Annotated in this window: 16 protein-coding genes and 2 tRNA genes; 7 read left to right on the top strand and 11 right to left on the bottom strand. The window is 60.6% G+C overall.

From position 1 onward, the window contains the following. The first annotated feature begins 185 nt into the window (after positions 1 to 185). The gene (locus H4W29_RS04730; protein ID WP_192727899.1) at positions 186 to 1,091 is read left to right on the top strand and encodes a DUF1499 domain-containing protein; all 906 of its coding nucleotides are present in this window, start codon (positions 186 to 188) and stop codon (positions 1,089 to 1,091) included. 169 nt (positions 1,092 to 1,260) lie between these two features. Here the strand turns inward: H4W29_RS04730 and H4W29_RS04725 are convergent, their stop codons facing one another. Genes H4W29_RS04725 through H4W29_RS04715 form a run of 3 tightly spaced genes read right to left on the bottom strand, consistent with a single transcriptional unit; the run spans position 1,261 to position 2,931 of the window. Next, the gene (locus tag H4W29_RS04725) at positions 1,261 to 1,716 is read right to left on the bottom strand and encodes a thiol-disulfide oxidoreductase DCC family protein (RefSeq protein WP_192727898.1); all 456 of its coding nucleotides are present in this window, start codon (positions 1,714 to 1,716) and stop codon (positions 1,261 to 1,263) included. Position 1,717: 1 nt separating this feature from the next. Next, positions 1,718 to 2,632 carry an MBL fold metallo-hydrolase gene (locus H4W29_RS04720; RefSeq protein WP_192727897.1) on the bottom strand — a complete coding sequence of 305 codons (915 nt, stop codon included), beginning with the start codon at positions 2,630 to 2,632 and terminating at the stop codon, positions 1,718 to 1,720. A gap of 2 nt (positions 2,633 to 2,634) precedes the next feature. Further along, a complete protein-coding gene (locus H4W29_RS04715) occupies positions 2,635 to 2,931 on the bottom strand; it encodes a cupin domain-containing protein (RefSeq protein WP_192727896.1) in 297 nt (98 codons plus the stop codon). A 158-nt stretch (positions 2,932 to 3,089) separates the two neighbouring features. On the opposite strand from H4W29_RS04715, the gene H4W29_RS04710 reads away from it, so the two are divergent. Continuing rightward, positions 3,090 to 3,164 (top strand) — tRNA-Gln (locus H4W29_RS04710). A gap of 129 nt (positions 3,165 to 3,293) precedes the next feature. On the opposite strand, the gene H4W29_RS04705 is transcribed toward H4W29_RS04710, so the two are convergent. Then, the gene (locus H4W29_RS04705; RefSeq protein WP_183745036.1) at positions 3,294 to 3,704 is read right to left on the bottom strand and encodes a hypothetical protein; all 411 of its coding nucleotides are present in this window, start codon (positions 3,702 to 3,704) and stop codon (positions 3,294 to 3,296) included. 261 nt (positions 3,705 to 3,965) lie between these two features. Between H4W29_RS04705 and H4W29_RS04700 the strand changes: the two genes are divergently transcribed. Beyond that, positions 3,966 to 4,042: transfer RNA gene (locus H4W29_RS04700), tRNA-Pro, on the top strand. A 704-nt stretch (positions 4,043 to 4,746) separates the two neighbouring features. Further along, the gene (locus H4W29_RS04695; RefSeq protein ID WP_192727895.1) at positions 4,747 to 4,932 is read left to right on the top strand and encodes a hypothetical protein; all 186 of its coding nucleotides are present in this window, start codon (positions 4,747 to 4,749) and stop codon (positions 4,930 to 4,932) included. 330 nt (positions 4,933 to 5,262) lie between these two features. On the opposite strand, the gene yghU is transcribed toward H4W29_RS04695, so the two are convergent. Then, positions 5,263 to 6,141 (bottom strand): glutathione-dependent disulfide-bond oxidoreductase, encoded by an 879-nt coding sequence (gene yghU, locus H4W29_RS04690; protein WP_192727894.1) that lies wholly within the window; start codon positions 6,139 to 6,141, stop codon positions 5,263 to 5,265. Positions 6,142 to 6,282: 141 nt separating this feature from the next. Then, positions 6,283 to 6,948: a GNAT family N-acetyltransferase gene (locus H4W29_RS04685; RefSeq protein WP_192727893.1), complete on the bottom strand. Its 666-nt coding sequence runs from the start codon at positions 6,946 to 6,948 to the stop codon at positions 6,283 to 6,285. Positions 6,949 to 7,054: 106 nt separating this feature from the next. On the opposite strand from H4W29_RS04685, the gene pdxR reads away from it, so the two are divergent. Beyond that, positions 7,055 to 8,461 (top strand): MocR-like pyridoxine biosynthesis transcription factor PdxR, encoded by a 1,407-nt coding sequence (gene pdxR, locus H4W29_RS04680; RefSeq protein WP_192727892.1) that lies wholly within the window; start codon positions 7,055 to 7,057, stop codon positions 8,459 to 8,461. A 51-nt stretch (positions 8,462 to 8,512) separates the two neighbouring features. On the opposite strand, the gene H4W29_RS04675 is transcribed toward pdxR, so the two are convergent. Next, positions 8,513 to 10,018, bottom strand: a complete 1,506-nt coding sequence (locus H4W29_RS04675) for a DegQ family serine endoprotease (RefSeq protein ID WP_192727891.1) — start codon at positions 10,016 to 10,018, stop codon at positions 8,513 to 8,515. 521 nt (positions 10,019 to 10,539) lie between these two features. Here H4W29_RS04675 and H4W29_RS04670 point away from each other — a divergent pair. Beyond that, complete coding sequence (locus H4W29_RS04670; RefSeq protein ID WP_113015054.1) at positions 10,540 to 11,592, top strand: LacI family DNA-binding transcriptional regulator; 1,053 nt, start codon at positions 10,540 to 10,542, stop codon at positions 11,590 to 11,592. Positions 11,593 to 11,619: 27 nt separating this feature from the next. On the opposite strand, the gene cysN is transcribed toward H4W29_RS04670, so the two are convergent. The 3 genes from cysN to H4W29_RS04655 are packed head-to-tail and all read right to left on the bottom strand — an operon-like array spanning position 11,620 to position 14,820. Then, positions 11,620 to 13,104, bottom strand: a complete 1,485-nt coding sequence (cysN, locus tag H4W29_RS04665) for a sulfate adenylyltransferase subunit CysN (RefSeq protein ID WP_112543003.1) — start codon at positions 13,102 to 13,104, stop codon at positions 11,620 to 11,622. Between the two features lies 1 nt (position 13,105). Then, positions 13,106 to 14,059, bottom strand: a complete 954-nt coding sequence (gene cysD, locus H4W29_RS04660; RefSeq protein ID WP_192727890.1) for a sulfate adenylyltransferase subunit CysD — start codon at positions 14,057 to 14,059, stop codon at positions 13,106 to 13,108. A gap of 17 nt (positions 14,060 to 14,076) precedes the next feature. Then, complete coding sequence (locus H4W29_RS04655) at positions 14,077 to 14,820, bottom strand: phosphoadenylyl-sulfate reductase (protein ID WP_192727889.1); 744 nt, start codon at positions 14,818 to 14,820, stop codon at positions 14,077 to 14,079. A gap of 420 nt (positions 14,821 to 15,240) precedes the next feature. Between H4W29_RS04655 and H4W29_RS04650 the strand changes: the two genes are divergently transcribed. Further along, positions 15,241 to 15,687, top strand: coding sequence for an RrF2 family transcriptional regulator (locus H4W29_RS04650; RefSeq protein WP_007818882.1), 447 nt, complete (start codon positions 15,241 to 15,243; stop codon positions 15,685 to 15,687). Here H4W29_RS04650 and H4W29_RS04645 read toward each other — a convergent pair whose 3' ends face one another. Beyond that, positions 15,688 to 17,031: a chloride channel protein gene (locus H4W29_RS04645; RefSeq protein ID WP_192727888.1), complete on the bottom strand. Its 1,344-nt coding sequence runs from the start codon at positions 17,029 to 17,031 to the stop codon at positions 15,688 to 15,690. Positions 17,032 to 17,130 lie beyond the last annotated feature (99 nt).

Genomic DNA, 17,130 nt, shown 5'->3' with positions numbered 1-17,130 from the left:
AGAATGGCCTTTTTACGGCATATCAGCAATAGCTTACGGAAGGAATGCCCTCAGGCTTGGACCTTTGACGTGGATTGCGTTGGCAATGCTCAGACAAGAGTTTCAATTTAGACGAATCTTGCACTAGAAAAGTCGTTGGCAGCTGGCGCGTCCGATGCGTCGCTGCCGACCAACCGGTAAGTTTGATGGCCATCCGTTTCGATCGTCCCGTTTCCAGCGCTGCCCGCTTTTCGCGGCACTTCGGGGCGTTTGCGCTTGTGCTTTCGATGGCGGTGCTGATAGCCCATCGCTTCGGCGGTCTGGCAACACCCTATCTCGTTCTGGTACTGCTCGTTTCCGTCGGCTGCGCGATCCTCGCGACCCTGTTGGCCGCCATCGGCCTGCGCAGCCTCTGGATGACCGGTGCCGAAGGTGGATTGAATGCGCTGGCGGCGCTCATTTATGCCGCTTTTCCGCTCGGTATCGGCGCCTTTGCGGCGGAGCGCTATTTCACTCTGCCGGCGATCTATGACGTGACGACGGATACGGCCACCGCACCAGACTGGCTGTCGACGCCGCAGGCCGACCAGATCTGGCTGCCCCGCGAACCCGTCGTGACGTCAGGCGACCGCGAGAGGCAGCTTGCCGCCTATCCGGAGCTCACGGGCCGCCGTTACGACGGCGCGCTCGACCGTGTTCTCGAAGCCGTAAAGAAGGTCGCCAAGCAAAACGGCATCACCATCACCAAGAGCGAAGGCGACACGACGCCCGGCCGCGAACTTGAAGACAAGCCCGTTCCGCCGCAGCCGGAAAGCGGTGTGGCCGATTCGCCCGATGTCATCCCCGTGCCGACGCCGCGCCCCTATGAGGACGATGTGGCGAAGCTGATCCGCGGCGCCAATGGCGTGATCCTGCAAGGCACGACCCGCACCTTCATCCTCGGTCTGCGTTTCGATTTCATCATCCGCCTGCGCGAAGAGGCCGAAACCACCTTCGTCGACGTGCGCGTCGCCTCCCGCTATGGCCAGCACGATCTCGGCTTCAGCGCCGAAGAGGCCGAGCAATATCTTGGTGCCCTCGATTCAGAACTTCTGGGGATCGCGGGTGGGTGAGGCCCGGTGCTGCGGAGCAGCAGCAATCGATCCAGTGAATCGATTGCAGGGCCGAACGCCCTGAGCCACGCGAAGGGCCGGGATACGGTGAGGCATATTAAAACACCCCTACTACAAACCTCTCCTGGAATGCGACGAGCCAGCAAGTCCCGTGCGGTCCAGCGCACGCCTACCCCAGAAACCGCTCCCGCACTTCAGCCGTCGGCACCATGCAAGTCTCCCGTCGCCCCGCTATCCTCAGCCGGTTTCGCGCAACCACCCCATAGGCTGCATCCGCAATCCGCCGCGGCACGATCCGCAACACCCCGGCCAGAGCCCACGGCATGCCAAGCCCCTCCAGCATCCGGATCGTCGCATCGGACTTATAATAAGCCCGTCCCCTGTCGAGCAGCAGGTTGGTCTCATAGTCCCGCGTCTCCAGCCCGTAATGCCGGTAGAGCGCCTCGCCAAGCGGCGTCTGGGCGACGATAAAGCGGTAGCGTTTTTCTCTATCCCGCTTCAGCAGGAACTGTACCCAGCCGGAGCAGAAGACACATTCGCCATCGAAAAGGAGCAGCGGCTTGTCGTCCGCAAAAGCCGGCACGGATGGGTCGTCGCGGTAGCTATAATCCGAATGCTCCGCCACCTCAGCCTCCTGCCAGCCGATAATGCGCAACGAGGGAAGGCGGCCTGTCGGCTGTTACCTTGCCGCGCTCCATCAGTTCCTCGATATGCGCCAGCACCGAAAGGGCCGCCGCACCATGCAGCCGCTTATCGGTATCGCGGTAGATCACCTCGACCATCTTGGGGATGGTGCTGTCCCCCGCCCGGATGCGCTCGATGATGGAGCGCTCCCGCAGGCGCCGGTGTGTCTTCAACCCGCGCAGGAAAGGCGCAGGCGAAGTCACCGGCCCTCCATGGCCGGGCAGCAGCAGCTTGTCGTCACGGGCGATCAGCTTGTCGAGCGAGGCCATATAGTCCGCCATGGAGCCATCCGGCGGCGCCACGATCGTCGTTGCCCAAGCCATCACATGGTCGGCCGAAAACAGGATGCTGCTGCCCTCAAGCGCGAAGGCCGCGTGATTGGCAGTGTGACCAGGCGTCAGAATCCCCGTCAGAGCCCAGCCATCGCCCGAAATCGTCTGCCCGTCACGAATAGAGACATCGGGCACGAAATCCGTATCCGAGCTTTCGGCAAAGGGATTGATCTCGCCTTCGCGCAGCGGCCGCGAGGGGCGGTGCGGTCCTTCGCCAACCGTCAGTGCTCCCGTTTTTTCCTTCAGCCGTTTTGCAAGCGGCGAGTGGTCCCGATGGGTGTGGCTGACGAAAATATGTGTCACCTGGCGGCCGGAAAGCGCTGCCATCAGCGCTTCGAAATGCGCCTCGTCCTCCGGCCCGGGATCGATGACAGCGACCGATGCGCCGCCGACGATATAACTGTTGGTGCCGCGGAAGGTGAAAGGGCTCGGATTATTCGCCGTCAGGCGCTGGATGCCGGCTGTGATTGGAACCGCCCGCCCGTAAGCCGGATCGAAGAAAAGATCGAAGTTCGCGCCGGACATGTCTATTTATATTCGATCTCGATGAAGGACATGGGCTGCTCGCCCGCATTGACGACATTGTGCTCCGTGCCGGCCTCGCGGCGATAGGCAGCCCCTTTAGCGACATCCACCCGCCTGCCTCCCTCTGCATCCTCGATCAGGAACTGGCAATCGGTCATCGGCACGACCACATAGCCAAACCCATGCGTATGAACGCCGGTATCGGCACCCGGCTCGAAATCCCACTGGGTGATACGCACGACGGCATCATCGAGGATCAGCGTCGCAAGCGCCGGCGGACGGGCGCGATATTGGCTCAACGGTATCTCCATTGGCGGTGTCTATGCTTTAAGTCCTACCATGCCGGCATGGCCGCGCATACAAATATGACGTCGCAGTGAACTTAGTGATTGTGGCGCAGTCCGACCTTTGCTAATCAGGCCACGTTTTGGCGAAGCGGCATTCGCTTCAGCTCTGGTGGGGCGTAGCCAAGCGGTAAGGCAGCGGTTTTTGGTACCGCCATCCCCTGGTTCGAATCCAGGCGCCCCAGCCACAATCCAGGTAATCGAATATCCCTGCTGTCAAGCCTCACGAGGCTTTCACACTTCTCGCCGCCACGACAAAGAGAACCCGCCGATTTTCACCGGCGGGCGCAAGTCATACAAAACTCAAGCAGTCGAACTTACTTCTGTTCCGGCGCCAGGAATTCGGCGCAGTAGGAAGGACCGTTCACACCGGGGATATCGGTAACGGTACGAATGTCACGGATCGTATAGTCGGAATTGGTGGTGATTTCGGCCTGGCAGCGCAGGTAGAGCGTGCGGGCGCTCGCAATCTGCTTGCCGCGCTTACCGTCAGCACCTTCGGCATATTTTGCGGGTACGCGCACCGTCTTGTAACCGCCCTTCCAGGTGTAGATCGTCGACGAGCCTTCGTCGCGGTCGCTGAGCGGCGGGCCGTAAGCGGCAAAGAACTTGCCGGCCGACTGGCCGACCCAGCGTGCCTCGATCGGGTTGCCGGCAGAAGGTATGGTGGTGCATCCGGCAAGCGCAATCGCAAGCGCGGCGGCCCCGGTCATGGTGCGGAGTTTCATCGTGTCGTCCCTGATATCTAGCCAGTGGCTGCGAAGCTGCCTTCGCGACGGTTTCGCCTGTCCCGTCAAGCCCTTTAGCGTGTAACCCGGCAAAAGAAAATTGCCTGTTCGGCGCTTGTGAAGAATTTGCCGAGGGTGTGGCTTTTTGCTGCATGGCCGGCTGAAAGGTCCTGTCACGAGCCTGTCAAAAATTCCCATGCCTTTTTGAATTTTGGCGCTTGCGCAACATGATAGGCCGGTCTATAGAGGCGCCGCTGGTCACGGAGTGTAGCGCAGTCTGGTAGCGCACCACGTTCGGGACGTGGGGGTCGAGTGTTCGAATCACTCCACTCCGACCAGCCGAAAAGCCCGCGAAAGCGGGCTTTTTTCTTTTGTGGTATCGCTGTGTGAAAATTCAAGGCAATGAATGGTCACTTCTTCCACCCGGCTCGGCCGGTGGTGAATGCAACGGCCCCGGCGTTCGACTTCGCGACCCGGCTTGACCGCTATCTTCAATAGCTGCAGGACAGCGCGTTGGTCGGCCTGAAGCCCTGGCTACAGGCAGGATTCACCGAAGTCCTGGGCTGATACTGGAAATCGGCACGATTTGAAGTTTGGTGCGTCGTGCAGGCTGAGACTAGAGTGGTCAGCCAGATCAACGCCACGCCTATTATCAGTGTCTGAAATCTGCTCATCTTGGTCACCTTCCCGTGGCAAAGCGCCTGAACGCAAAATGTCGCTCCCTTAGACGGATGCGAGAGCCATCACGAACACTTGACCGCTCCCGGACTGATGCGCCGACAAGGAGAAGCGTCGTGCAAAAATACTGCGCGCATATGGGGCTTGAATACAAACTCGAGAGCATTCTGGTCTAGTGACTGCCCCGGTGCGCCGGCATCAGGATGAGCAAGGCAGACCTCACCGGCGCCGGTATTCACCGAGGCCCGACAGACTCTGTTTCTTCCTCCGCCCACCAATTTGAAATAGCCAAAACGTTAAATTTTAGACATTGCTAACGAACAAATAGACGCTAAGCTGGTTTCCTTCGGAGGAGGAAGCATCAATGAAGAAGATGAACAATCGACAAGTTCGAATTCCCGGCCCGAAAGATCAGGATATCACGGAGCATTGCCGAAAATTCGGAATAGGCCCGGCCGAGGAGAAGAAGCTGAAGAAGCTCCTGGGCCATCGGGCGCCACTCCACGAGATCCAGGCGAATGCTCCGACGCCTCAGCCGAAGTGGCGCTAAGCGCTGTTTCACCCAAAGCTCTGCCCATGACCGTCGACGCCAGTCCGCTCTGGCGCAGGTGAGAAGTTTTCCCACTTCCCGGATGCCTGAAATAAAAAGCCCCGCCGGTGGCTTTCGGCGGGGTAGATGGGGAAAGCTCTCCGAAAGGTGGCAGGAGAGCTTGGGCATTTCAGCAAGACTGGAAGAATGAGGCGAGGGCACTTTTGCCGGATTCGGTACAGTTCGCTTAAAAACCCGTAATTTTTAGTGGGAAAAATGCGATCCTGGCCTCACGCCGTTTTTTCGGCAGGGGCAGGCGCGCGCTAAGGCGCGCGCGCCGGTCCGAACAGGTTAGCCGGCGGCCTGCAGCTTGTCCTGCGTCTTCGTTTCGAAGTCGCTGGCGTCATGGCGTTCGTGAAGCTGGCTGGAGGGCTCGCCGCTGACGCGATTGACCATGCGGCCGCGCTTGACGGCGGGCCGGTCGCCGATCAGATCGGCCCAGCGCTTCATGTTCTTGTATTCCTGCACTTGCAGGAATTCGGCAGAATCACCGTACATCCAGCCCTTCACGAGGCCGCCATACCAGGGCCAGATCGCCATGTCGGCGATGGTGAACTCGTCGCCGGCGATATATTCGCTTTCGGCGAGACGCCGGTCGAGCACGTCGAGCTGGCGCTTGGTCTCCATGGCGAAACGGTTGATCGCATATTCGATCTTCGTCGGCGCATAGGCATAGAAATGGCCGAAGCCGCCGCCGAGATAGGGCGCGCTGCCGACCTGCCAGAGGAGCCAGGAGAAACATTCAGCGCGCTTGGCCGGATCGGTCGGCAGGAAGGCGCCGAATTTTTCCGCAAGGTAGGTGAGGATCGCGCCGGATTCGAAGATACGAACAGGCTTTTCGCCACTGCGGTCCATTAGCGCCGGGATCTTGGAGTTCGGGTTGACCTCGACGAAACCGCTGCCGAACTGGTTGCCATCGCCGATCCTGATCAGCCAGGCATCGTATTCCGCGCCGCTATGGCCAAGCGCCAGCAGCTCTTCCAGCATGATCGTCACTTTCACGCCATTCGGCGTTCCAAGCGAATAGAGCTGCAGCGGGTGCCGGCCGACCGGCAGTTCCTTCTCACGGGTCGGCCCGGCAATAGGGCGGTTGATGCTGGCGAACTGGCCGCCGTTTTCCTTATCCCAGGTCCAGATCTTGGGGGGCGTATACTCGGACGAACTGGTCATATGAGCTCCTGACAGAACAACTTCGTGCTTTGCATGAAAGGCCCAATCCTTAACCTCAATTGGGACCCCTGAACATATTGGTAGCAATGAAGTTATTGTCATCGGGGCGACGGCTTTTTAATTGCCGCCGCCAGAGCCACGTTAGAAGCTGAGCTTGCTTTTTTGCTGTCCCTCGGCATCGAAGTTTTCAGGCGCCAGCCATGCCTCATAGCCGGCCTTCAGCTTCGGCCAGTCGCTGTCGGTCATGGCAAACCAGGCAGTGTCGCGGTTGCGGCCCTTCTGCACCATGTGCTGACGGAAAACGCCTTCGAAGGCGAAGCCGAAGCGCTGTGCTGCGCGCTTGGACGGTTCGTTGAGATTGTTGCACTTCCATTCGAAGCGCCGGTAGCCGAGCGTGTCGAAGACATAAGCGGCGCAGAGATAGAGCGCTTCGGTCGCCACCCGCTTGCGGGCGATCTCAGGTCCCCAGAGAATATTGCCGATCTCGATCACGCCATTGGCGGTGTCGATCCGCATCAGCCCCTGCCGGCCTTCGGCGCGTCCCGTCGCCTTGTCGATCACGGCAAAGAACAGCGGGTCTTCGCTTGCGACGGACTTTTCCAGCCAGGGCGTGAAGGCTGCCATATCAGCCGGCGCTACTTCGAAGAGATAGCGGAAGCGATCCTCCGCGCCCGGCTGCTGCGCCGAACGGAGCAGATCGGCGCCGTGCTTTGCGGCGTCCAGCGGTTCCAGTCGGGTGTAGCGGCCTTCAATCGGGGCGCGGGCGGGGCGGGCAACACCCTTCCAGTCGGCAAGATCTTTTGTCATATCCGTCATTCCATTGAATTTATGCATTGAACTCCGACTGCTCTTGCCTTGCAAATGGACTGGAGTAAAAGTCCAGTTTTGAACTTTCTGGCAGACCAGTTGACGCATGACATCGGCACCCACATGGTTGAGCCTCGATCGAAACGGCGGTGACCTGACCGGGCAAATCTATCGAAGCCTGCGCGATCGTATCCTGCTTGGCCAGCTTCCGGCCGGCCATAAGCTGCCATCGACCCGTGCCTTTGCGGCTTCCCTCGGTGTTGCACGCTCAACGGCGGTAGAGGCCTATGACCGCCTAAGATCCGAAGGTTATATCGAGGCGTCTGCGGGTGCAGCGACGCGGGTTGCCGCGCTTGAACGAATGCGGCCCGAGCACCAAAGGGACGAGCGTGCTCCCGTTGAGGAAAAAAGATCGGACCGGCCTTCCTATCGTGGCCTGTTCCGGCCCGGCGTGCCCGATGTATCGGATTTCCCGCATGCCGCCTGGAGCCGTCATCTTGCCGCACGCAGCCGCTCGCTGCGCACCCATCAGCTCGGCTATGAGAACCCGACTGGTATCCGCGAGCTGCGTGAAGCCATCCTTGAGCATATTTCTGCGACGCGCAGCGTGGTCGCCGAGCCGGAGCAGATCATGATCATGCCCTCCACGCGCGCAGCGATCGACATGCTGGCGAGGTCAATGCTGCGAAGGAGCGGGCGCAAGACCGCGTGGATGGAGGATCCTGGCTACCCCGCTGCCCGCCTGCTGCTCGGCGATGCCGGCGCCGACATCGTGCCTGTCCCCTGCGATGAGCAGGGCATCGACGTATCGAAGGCGGAAGGCCCGCAGCCGGCGCTGATCTATGTGACGCCATCCCATCAATACCCGACCGGCGCCACGCTCAGTCTGCCGCGCCGGCTGGCGCTGCTCGAGGCTGCGGGCCGTCACGAGAGCCTTATCGTCGAGGATGATTACGACAGCGATTTTCAATATGGCTCGCGACCGATTGCCGCCTTGCAGGGCATCGACAGGGCGGAGGCCGTTGCCTATGTCGGTACCTTCTCGAAGGTGCTGGCACCCGGCCTGCGTGTTGCCTATGCCGTTGTACCGCGCTGGCTGGTGTCAGAGGCTTCCGAGGCGTTGCACCGCAGGGGAGTGGCCGTCTCCACCCATATCCAGGCGGCACTTGCCGATTTCATCAACGAGGGCCGTCTGCGCGCCTATCTGCGGCGCATGAACCAGCAATATGCTGAGCGCATGGCCCGGACGGTAGAGATGCTGGAGAGCCATTTTGGAGGAAAACTTACCGTTTCGGGCGGCAACGGCGGACTGCAGCTTGCGGCCTGGTTCCGCGATGGGACGGTGGATGACCGGGCGTTTGTCGCGAAAATGAATACATCAGGATATGGTCTGATGCCGATGTCGGGTTTCTTTATCGGCACATCTGCCCCCGGCATTCTCTTCGGTATCTCGCAAGCGGAAGCAGCTGCCGTCCAAAGACTGGCAGCCGATCTCAAGTTGATGCTTGATTAGAAACAACTGCGCCCGGAGCGGGTCCGGGCGCAGCGCTCACGTGGGTGCCCCTCAAGCGGCGGCGAAGGGCACGGCCACGAAGGTCTTGTTGCCGCCGCGTTCGATCAGGAGCAGCACCGACTTGCGGCCAGATTTGCCGGCGTCGGCAACGGCGGTCTTGACATCACGGGCATCGTGCACCGGCTTGTCGTTGACTGAGACGATCACGTCACCGGGCTGGATGCCGGCAGCAGCGGCTGACTTGTCCGGGTTGACGTTGGCAACGACGGCGCCCGCAACGCTGTGGGGCAGGTTCAGCTGCTGGCGGATATCAGGCGTCAGGTCAGCAAGGCCGATGCCGAGGCTCGGCTGACCGGCAGCCTGGCCCGGATCATCGCTGCTTTCGACGGCGGCCTGCTTCTGCGTGTCTTCATTGCCGCCGACGGTCACGTTGAGATCGACCGTCTTGCCGTCACGCCAGACGGCCAGCGTTTCCTTCGCACCCGGCGACAGGTCGGCAACGAGGCGCGACAGGTCCTTCGGTGTCTTGACATTTTCACTGCCGACGGCGGTTACGATGTCACCCGTCTTGACGCCGGCATGGGCAGCAGGCGTCCCGTTGGTAACGGCGGCAACCAGCGCGCCTTCAGCCTTGGAGAGACCGACGGCATCGGCGACATCCTGCGTGACCGGCTGGATCTGCACGCCGAGATAGCCGTGATCGATCGAACCGTCCTTCTGCAGCTTGGCAACGATCGTCTTTGCTTCAGATGAAGGAATGGCGAAGCCGACGCCGACGCTGCCGCCGTTCGGCGAATAGATGGCGGTATTGATGCCGACGACATTGCCGTCACGATCGACCAGCGGGCCGCCGGAATTGCCATGGTTGATCGGCGCATCGATCTGGATGAAATCGTCATAGGGGCCGCTATGCAGGTCGCGGCCGCGGGCAGAGACGATGCCCGCCGTTACCGTGGTGCCGATGCCGAACGGATTGCCGATGGCAAGGATCTGGTCGCCGAGCTTCAGCTTGTCGGAATCGCCCCAGGCGACGGTGGCAAGCGGATGCGGAGCCTGGACCTTCAGAACGGCGAGGTCGGACTTGGGATCGGCGCCGAGCAGCTTGGCCGGCAGTTCGGTACCGTCGTCGAGCGTGACCTTGATGTCGATGGCGTTGTCGATGACGTGGTTGTTGGTAACGATCACGCCGTCGGGGCTGATGACGAAACCGGAGCCGAGCGCCATGGCATGCTGCTGCGGCTGTTGCTGCTGCGGTGCCTGATGCGGTAGTGGAATACCCTGCTGTTCGAAGAATTGCCGGAACTGCTCGTCCATCGGCGAACCGTCTGCACTGGCATTGGTGGCCTTCATCGTGGTGGTGATGGTTACAACGGCCGGCTTGTCGGCATCGACGACGGCAGCAAAGGAGCCGCTGGAGGTAAGAGCGCCCCCTGCCTCAGCCGGCGCGGCAAGAGCCGTCGAGGAAGAGGAAAGGGCAAACGGCAGGGAGGCCGCGCCGAGAACGATGGCCGCTCCGACAAGTGCTGCGGCCCGGTGCTTGCGAAGAATGTTTGACATAGTGGAAGTCCCTTGCGAGAGCGTTGGCATTGAATGGCGTCTTGGTTCCATGCCATGGACCTTGGCGTCAACGAGTATTTCCACCAGCTTTTACCGTTGATTACTTATATTTCGCCTGTATGATTTGGCGAATACTATGATCGGTAAGAATTGGCGCTTGATACCTATATGATCCGTTCTGCGGGATTTACAAATTAAACATTGATCATGTTTATATTACGGTATCGTAACACATTACTATAATTTAATCTTGACTGGCCAAGCATTGCCGAAATTATCCCGGCGCTCGTGTTGCCTGCCTCGCGAGGCGCCAGAATAGTGAAATATATTCCACTTTTCCGTGATCCATCAGCCTGCAAGCGACGTATTAAACCGAAACATTTGCGATATTTGTTCATGTTTTTTCGCGTTTCGGTTGAGATGGACTTTAAAATGTTAGTAGACTCTAAATTAATTTTTCTTCAGAAAGGGAAGGCTGCGAATCGACGGGAGGCGGGGCTCGCGGTGGCATGCGGGAAGCGATGAGGGATTCAGTGAAGCCGGGGCGGGAAAAGAAGCGCGGTTCCCATGTGAAGCTGAGCGACGTCGCAAAGAGGGTAGGGGTCAGTCCGATCACCATCTCGCGCGCGCTTCGCAACCCCGAAATCGTCTCAGAAGAGCTGCGCGAGGTCATCCTGCGCACTGTCGACGAAATGGGTTACATCCCCAATCTTGCGGCTCGCGCGCTTGCCGGCCGTCACAGCGGCATCGTCGGCGTCATAACGCCCTCGCTTCACCACCCCTGCTTTACCGGCGTGATGATGGGCATCGAGGAGCGGTTGCGCGCTACGGATCTGCGCGTGCAATATGCCAACACCCTCAACGACGCTGATCAGGAAATCAGCCAGTTCAAATCCTTCCTGGCGCAGAAGCCGGCCGGGATCATCCTCGTGAACGCGGAATATTATGACGGCCTTGCGATGCTGATGGATGCAGCCGCCTTTCCGGTCGCCCATGTTGCCGATCTCAGCCAGCCGCCGGAAACGCTGCTTGTCGGCATGTCGCATCATGTGGCCGCGACAGCCGCCACCCGTTTCCTCCTGTCGAAAGGATACAAGCGGATTGGTTTCATCGGCGGGATAAGCGACATTCGCTCGCGCCGTAGTCGTGCGGGACATGAGGAGGCGATGCGCCAGGCCGGCCTCGGCAATCCATCGCTGATGCACGGCGTCGACGGCTCCACGAGCATCGGTCTCGGACGGCGACTGTTCACCGAGTTGCTGGAGCGGATGCCTGATCTCGATGCGATCCTCGCGCAAAACGACGATCTCGCTCTTGGCGCTCTGATCGAGTGCAATGAACGCGGCATCAAGGTGCCGGATGATTTCGGTATCTGCGGCTTCAACGATCTGGAGTTCGCGCAGTTTACCTCGCCATCCCTGACGACGGTGCATGTTCCGCGTCATGACCTCGGCCGCCGCGCCGCCGATATGCTGCTGCGCGCCATCCGCGAGGAGCCGCCGGAAGAGCAGAGGGTCGATCTCGGCTTCTCGATCATCGAGCGCGGGTCGACACGCTCGATGCCGAAGCAATAAAAAAGGGGCCGATCGGCCCCTTTTTTCTTAGATATCGCTTGCCGCGCTCGACCAGAGTTCGGCCGCTTCCGATGCCGTCATGCGGCGCACCTCCGCTTCGTGGCTGCGCTTGGCGAACAACTCGCTTGCCATGATCTGCTCGGCGAGATCGGCCGGAAGCGACAGGATCACGCGGGCATCATTGCCATGAAGGCCGCTGACGTCGGCGCGCTTCCCGGTCACCATGCCGCCGGCGATCGTGTTGTTGGTCTCCGGGTCGATCAGGATGAAGGAGCCGGTGGCCCGGTTCTGTTCATAGGGATCGAAGATCGCGGCTTCGTCGAAAACCAGGCGCACCTTGCCGATGGCGTTCATGTAGAGCCGCTGAGCCGAGTTCCAGGTGCCGCTCTTCAGTTCCAGCTGGCTGACGGGTTCGACCTGGACACGCTGGCGGCGCGAGCCGCTCTTCAGCCAGTAGCGCTTGCCGGCTTCAATGCCTTCAGGCTGCAGGGCAACGACCTGTGCGTCGAAGGAAAGACCGGTCTGCGGCTGGCTGTCGATCGAGACGATCATGTCGCCGCGTGCCACATCCACCTGACGGTCGAGAACGAGCGTGATCGCGTCACCGGCAACGGCCGCATTGCGCACCAGATCGAAGGTGACGATCTTGGTCACATTGGCGACCATGCCCGACGGCAGGATCATGACGCTGTCACCAGGCTTCACCGAACCGCCGGCAACCGTGCCCTGATAGCCGCGAAAGCTTTCGCCGGGGCGCGAGACGCGCTGTACCGAGAGGCGGAAGCCGGTCGACTGGCCGGAGCGCACGGTTGCGTGTTCCAGCGTCTCGACCAGCGTCGGGCCGTTATACCACGGCATGGCTGCCTGGCCGGAATAGACGACGTTCTCGCCCTTCAATGCCGACATCGGGATCGCGGTGATCTGCTTGACGCCAAGCGACAGCGCAAATTCCTTGAACTCGTGGGTGATCTTGTCGAAGCCGGCACGGTCATAGTTCGTCAGGTCGATCTTGTTGACGGCGAGTACGAACTGCTTGATGCCGAGCAAGGAGGCGATCGTCGCATGGCGGCGCGTCTGCTCGAGAATGCCGGCGCGGGCATCGACCAGCAATACGGCAAGATCGGCGGTCGAAGCGCCGGTCGCCATGTTGCGGGTATACTGCTCGTGGCCGGGTGTGTCGGCGACGATGAAGGAGCGCTTGTCGGTCGAGAAATAGCGATAGGCGACATCGATGGTGATGCCCTGTTCGCGCTCGGCCTGCAGGCCGTCGAGCAACAGCGCGAAATCGGGCAGGCCGAGATCGTTCTGCTTGCCGGTGGAATCGCGGCGAAGCGCTGCTGCCTGGTCTTCCTTGACTGCCTTGGTGTCCCAGAGCAGGCGGCCGATCAGGGTAGACTTGCCGTCATCGACGCTGCCGCAGGTGATGAGGCGCAACGGGCGCGAGTCGCGCACGGCCTTCAGAGGCTCGGCGGCGGGCACGGCGACGACGTTTGCGGGAATTGCTGCACTCATCTCAGAAATATCCTTCACGCTTCTTCTTTTCCATGGAGCCGGACTGGTCGCGGTCGATGGCGCGGCCCTGGCGCTCGGAAACCGTGGCGATCTCCAGCTCCGCGATAATGTCTTCAAGGGTAGTAGCGGTCGAGCGGATCGCGCCCGTCAGCGGGAAGCAGCCGAGCGTGCGGAAGCGGATGAAGTCTTCCTGCTTGGTTTCGCCGGGCAGCAGCTCCAGGCGCGGATCGGAGGCCGCTATCATCATGCCGTCGCGCTCGACATAAGGGCGCTTGGCCGCGAAATAGAGCGGCACGATCGGAATTTCCTCGGCCTGGATGTAGCGCCAGATGTCGACCTCGGTCCAGTTCGATAGCGGGAAAACGCGCACGCTCTCTCCCTTGCGGATCTGGCCGTTATAGACATTCCAGAGTTCCGGGCGCTGGTTACGCGGATCCCAGCGATGATCGGGCGTGCGGAAGGAATAGATGCGTTCCTTGGCGCGGGAAGCTTCCTCATCGCGCCGCGCGCCGCCGAAGGCTGCGTCGTACTGGCCGGCATCCAGCGCATTGCGCAGCGCTTCCGTCTTCATGATGTCGGTATAGCGGGCAGAGCCAAAGGTGAAGGGCGTGATATTTTCAGCCGCCCCGCGTGGATTGATGTACTCGATCAGGTCGAGATCGTATTTCTTCACAATCTCGTTGCGGAAGGTGATCATCTCCGCGAACTTCCAGCCAGTGTTGACGTGCAGCAGCGGGAAGGGCACGCGGCCGGGATAGAAGGCCTTGCGGGCAAGATGCAGCAGAACGGAGGAATCCTTGCCGATCGAATAGAGCATCACGGGACGCTCGAATTCGGCAGCAACTTCGCGGAAGATGTGGATCGCTTCGTTTTCCAGGGCTTTCAGATGCGGGTCGAGCGGCGGCTTGGCGCTCTGCGGATTGGTCAGTTCCGTATCCTGACGGGTATCGGGCATAAAATACTCCAGACTTCTTATTGCTGCACGGCGATCGACACCGCCTCTTCGGCGACATGCAGACCGCATTCGCGCTTTTCGTCCTGTTCCCACCACCAGCGGCCGGCACGTTCGGGCTCACCGGGCTTGATGGCGCGGGTGCAAGGCTCGCAGCCGATCGAGGGATAGCCGCGGGCATGCAGCGGGTTTATCGGCACACCGTTGTCGGCGACGAAGGCCTTGATCCTGTCGATGTCCCAATCGGCGAGCGGGTTGACCTTCAAGAGGTGTCGCTCTGCGTCATATTCGGCAAAGGGCGTCTCGGCGCGATTGGCCGATTGGCCGCGGCGCAGGCCGGTAATCCAGATCGTCGCGCCTGCCAGCGCCCGCGCAAGCGGCTTCAGCTTGCGCACGCCACAACAGGCATGCCTGGCTTCGACGCTCTCGTAGAAACCGTTCATGCCGTATTTCGCCGCGTAAGCGTCGATGTCGGCCTGCTCCGGTTCATAGCGGGTGATGTGAATGTCGTACTGGCTCTCGGTCTCGTCGATAAGCGCAAGCGTTTGGGGGAAAAGCCGGCCCGTCTGCAGCGTAACGACATCGATCGGCAGGCGATGCGTGCCGATTTCGGCTGATATGACCTGGTCCTCGATGCCGAGCGAAGTGGTGAAGACCACACGCCCGCCAAGGCCGGCGACAAACGAAAGCCGGCCAGCAAGGTCGAGACCCGAAAGCTTGTCAGCCAAAGCCTCGGCTTCTTCGATCGGATTGATAACAGTCATGGGGGATCCTGTCCTTGATATTGGCCGGAGTATTACAGCTGAAGGGCGGATCGGACAGAAAAAGGGATTTCGAAAGGACTGCTTAGCGGAGCAAATATCTCTCCCATCCTGCCGCAATGCAGAAAAGCAGCCGCCGGCGCAGAAAGGACGCCTCGAACTTAATGTCTATAGAAATAGTAGTGTTACACGGCGCCTGTCAATTGGAAATTTGAATTGATGGCAGGAATGATGAAAATTGCCCTCTTTTGACATAGATTATCAGCTGTTGGCCGAGGGTGAAAAACGGGGCCAAAATACTTGTCTCTCAAGGCTTTTTCCAGTGCGTTCAAATTCCGTTCATGCTGGCCGTGCGATAGAGGCAGTTAGCTTTTTTGGCGATGTCGGGATTCGACACCGCTCTGTGTGTGTCGACGGTCCGAGATGATTACGCAAAAGGCAAAATATGCGCTGCGGGCGCTGACGGTTCTGGCGGAAGCTGCGGCTGACGAGCCGGTCATGATCTCCGACATTGCCGTGCAGCAAAAGATCCCGAAGAAGTTTCTGGAACAGATCCTGCTCGACCTCAAACATCACGGCATCGTCGTCAGCCGCCGCGGCAAGCAGGGCGGATACCTGCTGCTGAAGCCGGCCCACAGCATCACCTTCGGGGAAATCCTGCGTATCATCGATGGCCCGATCGCGCCGCTGCCCTGCCTGTCGATCACCGCCTACCGCAAGTGCGATGATTGTGACGGAGAGCAGACGTGCCAAATTCGCCACGTCTTCGCCAAGGTAGCGGACGCCACCCGCAAGGTGCTGTTCTCGACGACGATTGCCGATGCTGTCGGCACCAAGCGCGGTGCGGAAGTTACCCGGCTGCTTGCCTGATCAGCCTTCCGCCACTTCCTTCGCGCGCCGCGCCCGGATCGCCGCGGCAATGAAGACCCGCGACAGGCCGTGATAGAGCGGCTCGCGAGACAGAATGCGCGAGGTGACATAACCGATCATCGAAACAGCCATGATCGGTATGACGGCCTGATGATCTCCCGTCATTTCCAGAATGATGACGAAGGCCGTCATCGGCGCCTGCACGACGCCGGAGAAATAGCCTGCCATGCCGAGAATGGCCGCAAGCGCGATACCGCTTCCCATCAGATATCCGACGGTGCTGCCGAAGCCGGCGCCGACCGCGAGCGACGGCGCGAAGATGCCGCCCGGGATGCCGGAGAGCATCGAAAGAAAGCTCGCCAGCAACTTTTCGACGAAAAAGAGCGGAGGTAAGACCTGGCCCTCGACAGCGCCCTTTGCCTGTTCGTACCCGGTGCCAAAGGTCGCACCGCCGGAAATGACGCCGATCACGGCAACGGCAAGACCGCAGGCCGTCGCCAGCATCAACATGCGCCGCAACGGCTGCGAATGCGCCCAGCGGCGGACATGCTGCCCGATGTGAAGCGCCATCCCGCTGAAGGCCGCTCCAAGCACGCCACCGCCGATCCCGCAAATGAGGACCAGTTCCCAGTCTCGCATCGTCGCAGGCGCGACGGAGGTCGTGCCAAAATAGTTGTAGCTGCCGGCAAGCCCGAGCGCGGCCAGACCCGAGAGAATGACTGCAGTCAGTACCAGCCCGTTTGCACGCGATTCATAGGTCCTGCTCATCTCTTCTATCGCAAAGACGATGCCGGCGAGCGGCGTGTTGAAGGCAGCGGCAATACCCGCCGCGGAGCCGGCAAGGATCAGCCCTCGTGCCTGCGCCATGCCGCCGAACCGGGCGACGGCCAGCATGATGGAGGCTCCGACCTGCACCGTTGGCCCCTCGCGGCCGATCGATGCGCCACTGAAGAGCCCAAGCACGGTCAGCACGATCTTGCCGAAAGCCAGCCGTAGCGACAGAAGGCGCGTCCGGTCGTCCTCCTCGCGCAGGTGCCGCGCTGCTATCGCCTGCGGAATGCCGCTGCCCTGCGAGTTCGGGAAGAGCGTTATCGCAAGATAGGCCGACAGCATGAAACCGAGAGGGGTGATGACCAGCGGCAGCAGAAAGCTCCATTCGCCCGAAGCGGTCGTGGCCGAAAAGGCTTTCTGCGCGAGATCGGCAAGTTTGGCGAAGCCGACGCTGATAATGCCGATCGCGAGCGCCCCGCACCAGAAGATCAGCCGCGGCCGCCAGAGCGAAAAGGAACCCCACAGGACGCGGGATCGGCGGAGGAGTCTGGACTTGCGGTACAACACTGGCATGCCGGGGGAGATGTTGAATATGATCTCTTCCTAAACCTGTTTGCCGGCGCAGGACCACCCCTTTCTTCAAGATTTGGTGAAATGCCTTCCTTTCCGCCG

Origin of the sequence: Rhizobium viscosum, assembly GCF_014873945.1 — a bacterium.
Classification (GTDB): Bacteria; Pseudomonadota; Alphaproteobacteria; order Rhizobiales; family Rhizobiaceae; genus Rhizobium; species Rhizobium viscosum.
Note: the sequence above shows the minus strand (reverse complement) of the source record. Positions and strands in the feature narration are given on the sequence as shown.

Bases quoted from the DNA above. Each gene is read 5' to 3' on its own strand.
- cysN (WP_112543003.1), bottom strand. From the start codon at position 13,104: ATGAGTGCAGCAATTCCCGCAAACGTCGTCGCCGTGCCCGCCGCCGAG.
- H4W29_RS04655 (WP_192727889.1), bottom strand. From the start codon at position 14,820: ATGACTGTTATCAATCCGATCGAAGAAGCCGAGGCTTTGGCTGACAAG.
- pdxR (WP_192727892.1), top strand. From the start codon at position 7,055: ATGACATCGGCACCCACATGGTTGAGCCTCGATCGAAACGGCGGTGAC.
- H4W29_RS04685 (WP_192727893.1), bottom strand. From the start codon at position 6,948: ATGACAAAAGATCTTGCCGACTGGAAGGGTGTTGCCCGCCCCGCCCGC.
- H4W29_RS04645 (WP_192727888.1), bottom strand. From the start codon at position 17,031: ATGCCAGTGTTGTACCGCAAGTCCAGACTCCTCCGCCGATCCCGCGTC.
- H4W29_RS04695 (WP_192727895.1), top strand. From the start codon at position 4,747: ATGAAGAAGATGAACAATCGACAAGTTCGAATTCCCGGCCCGAAAGAT.
- H4W29_RS04670 (WP_113015054.1), top strand. From the start codon at position 10,540: ATGAGGGATTCAGTGAAGCCGGGGCGGGAAAAGAAGCGCGGTTCCCAT.
- H4W29_RS04675 (WP_192727891.1), bottom strand. From the start codon at position 10,018: ATGTCAAACATTCTTCGCAAGCACCGGGCCGCAGCACTTGTCGGAGCG.
- yghU (WP_192727894.1), bottom strand. From the start codon at position 6,141: ATGACCAGTTCGTCCGAGTATACGCCCCCCAAGATCTGGACCTGGGAT.
- cysD (WP_192727890.1), bottom strand. From the start codon at position 14,059: ATGCCCGATACCCGTCAGGATACGGAACTGACCAATCCGCAGAGCGCC.
- H4W29_RS04650 (WP_007818882.1), top strand. From the start codon at position 15,241: ATGATTACGCAAAAGGCAAAATATGCGCTGCGGGCGCTGACGGTTCTG.
- H4W29_RS04720 (WP_192727897.1), bottom strand. From the start codon at position 2,632: ATGTCCGGCGCGAACTTCGATCTTTTCTTCGATCCGGCTTACGGGCGG.
- H4W29_RS04730 (WP_192727899.1), top strand. From the start codon at position 186: ATGGCCATCCGTTTCGATCGTCCCGTTTCCAGCGCTGCCCGCTTTTCG.
- H4W29_RS04705 (WP_183745036.1), bottom strand. From the start codon at position 3,704: ATGAAACTCCGCACCATGACCGGGGCCGCCGCGCTTGCGATTGCGCTT.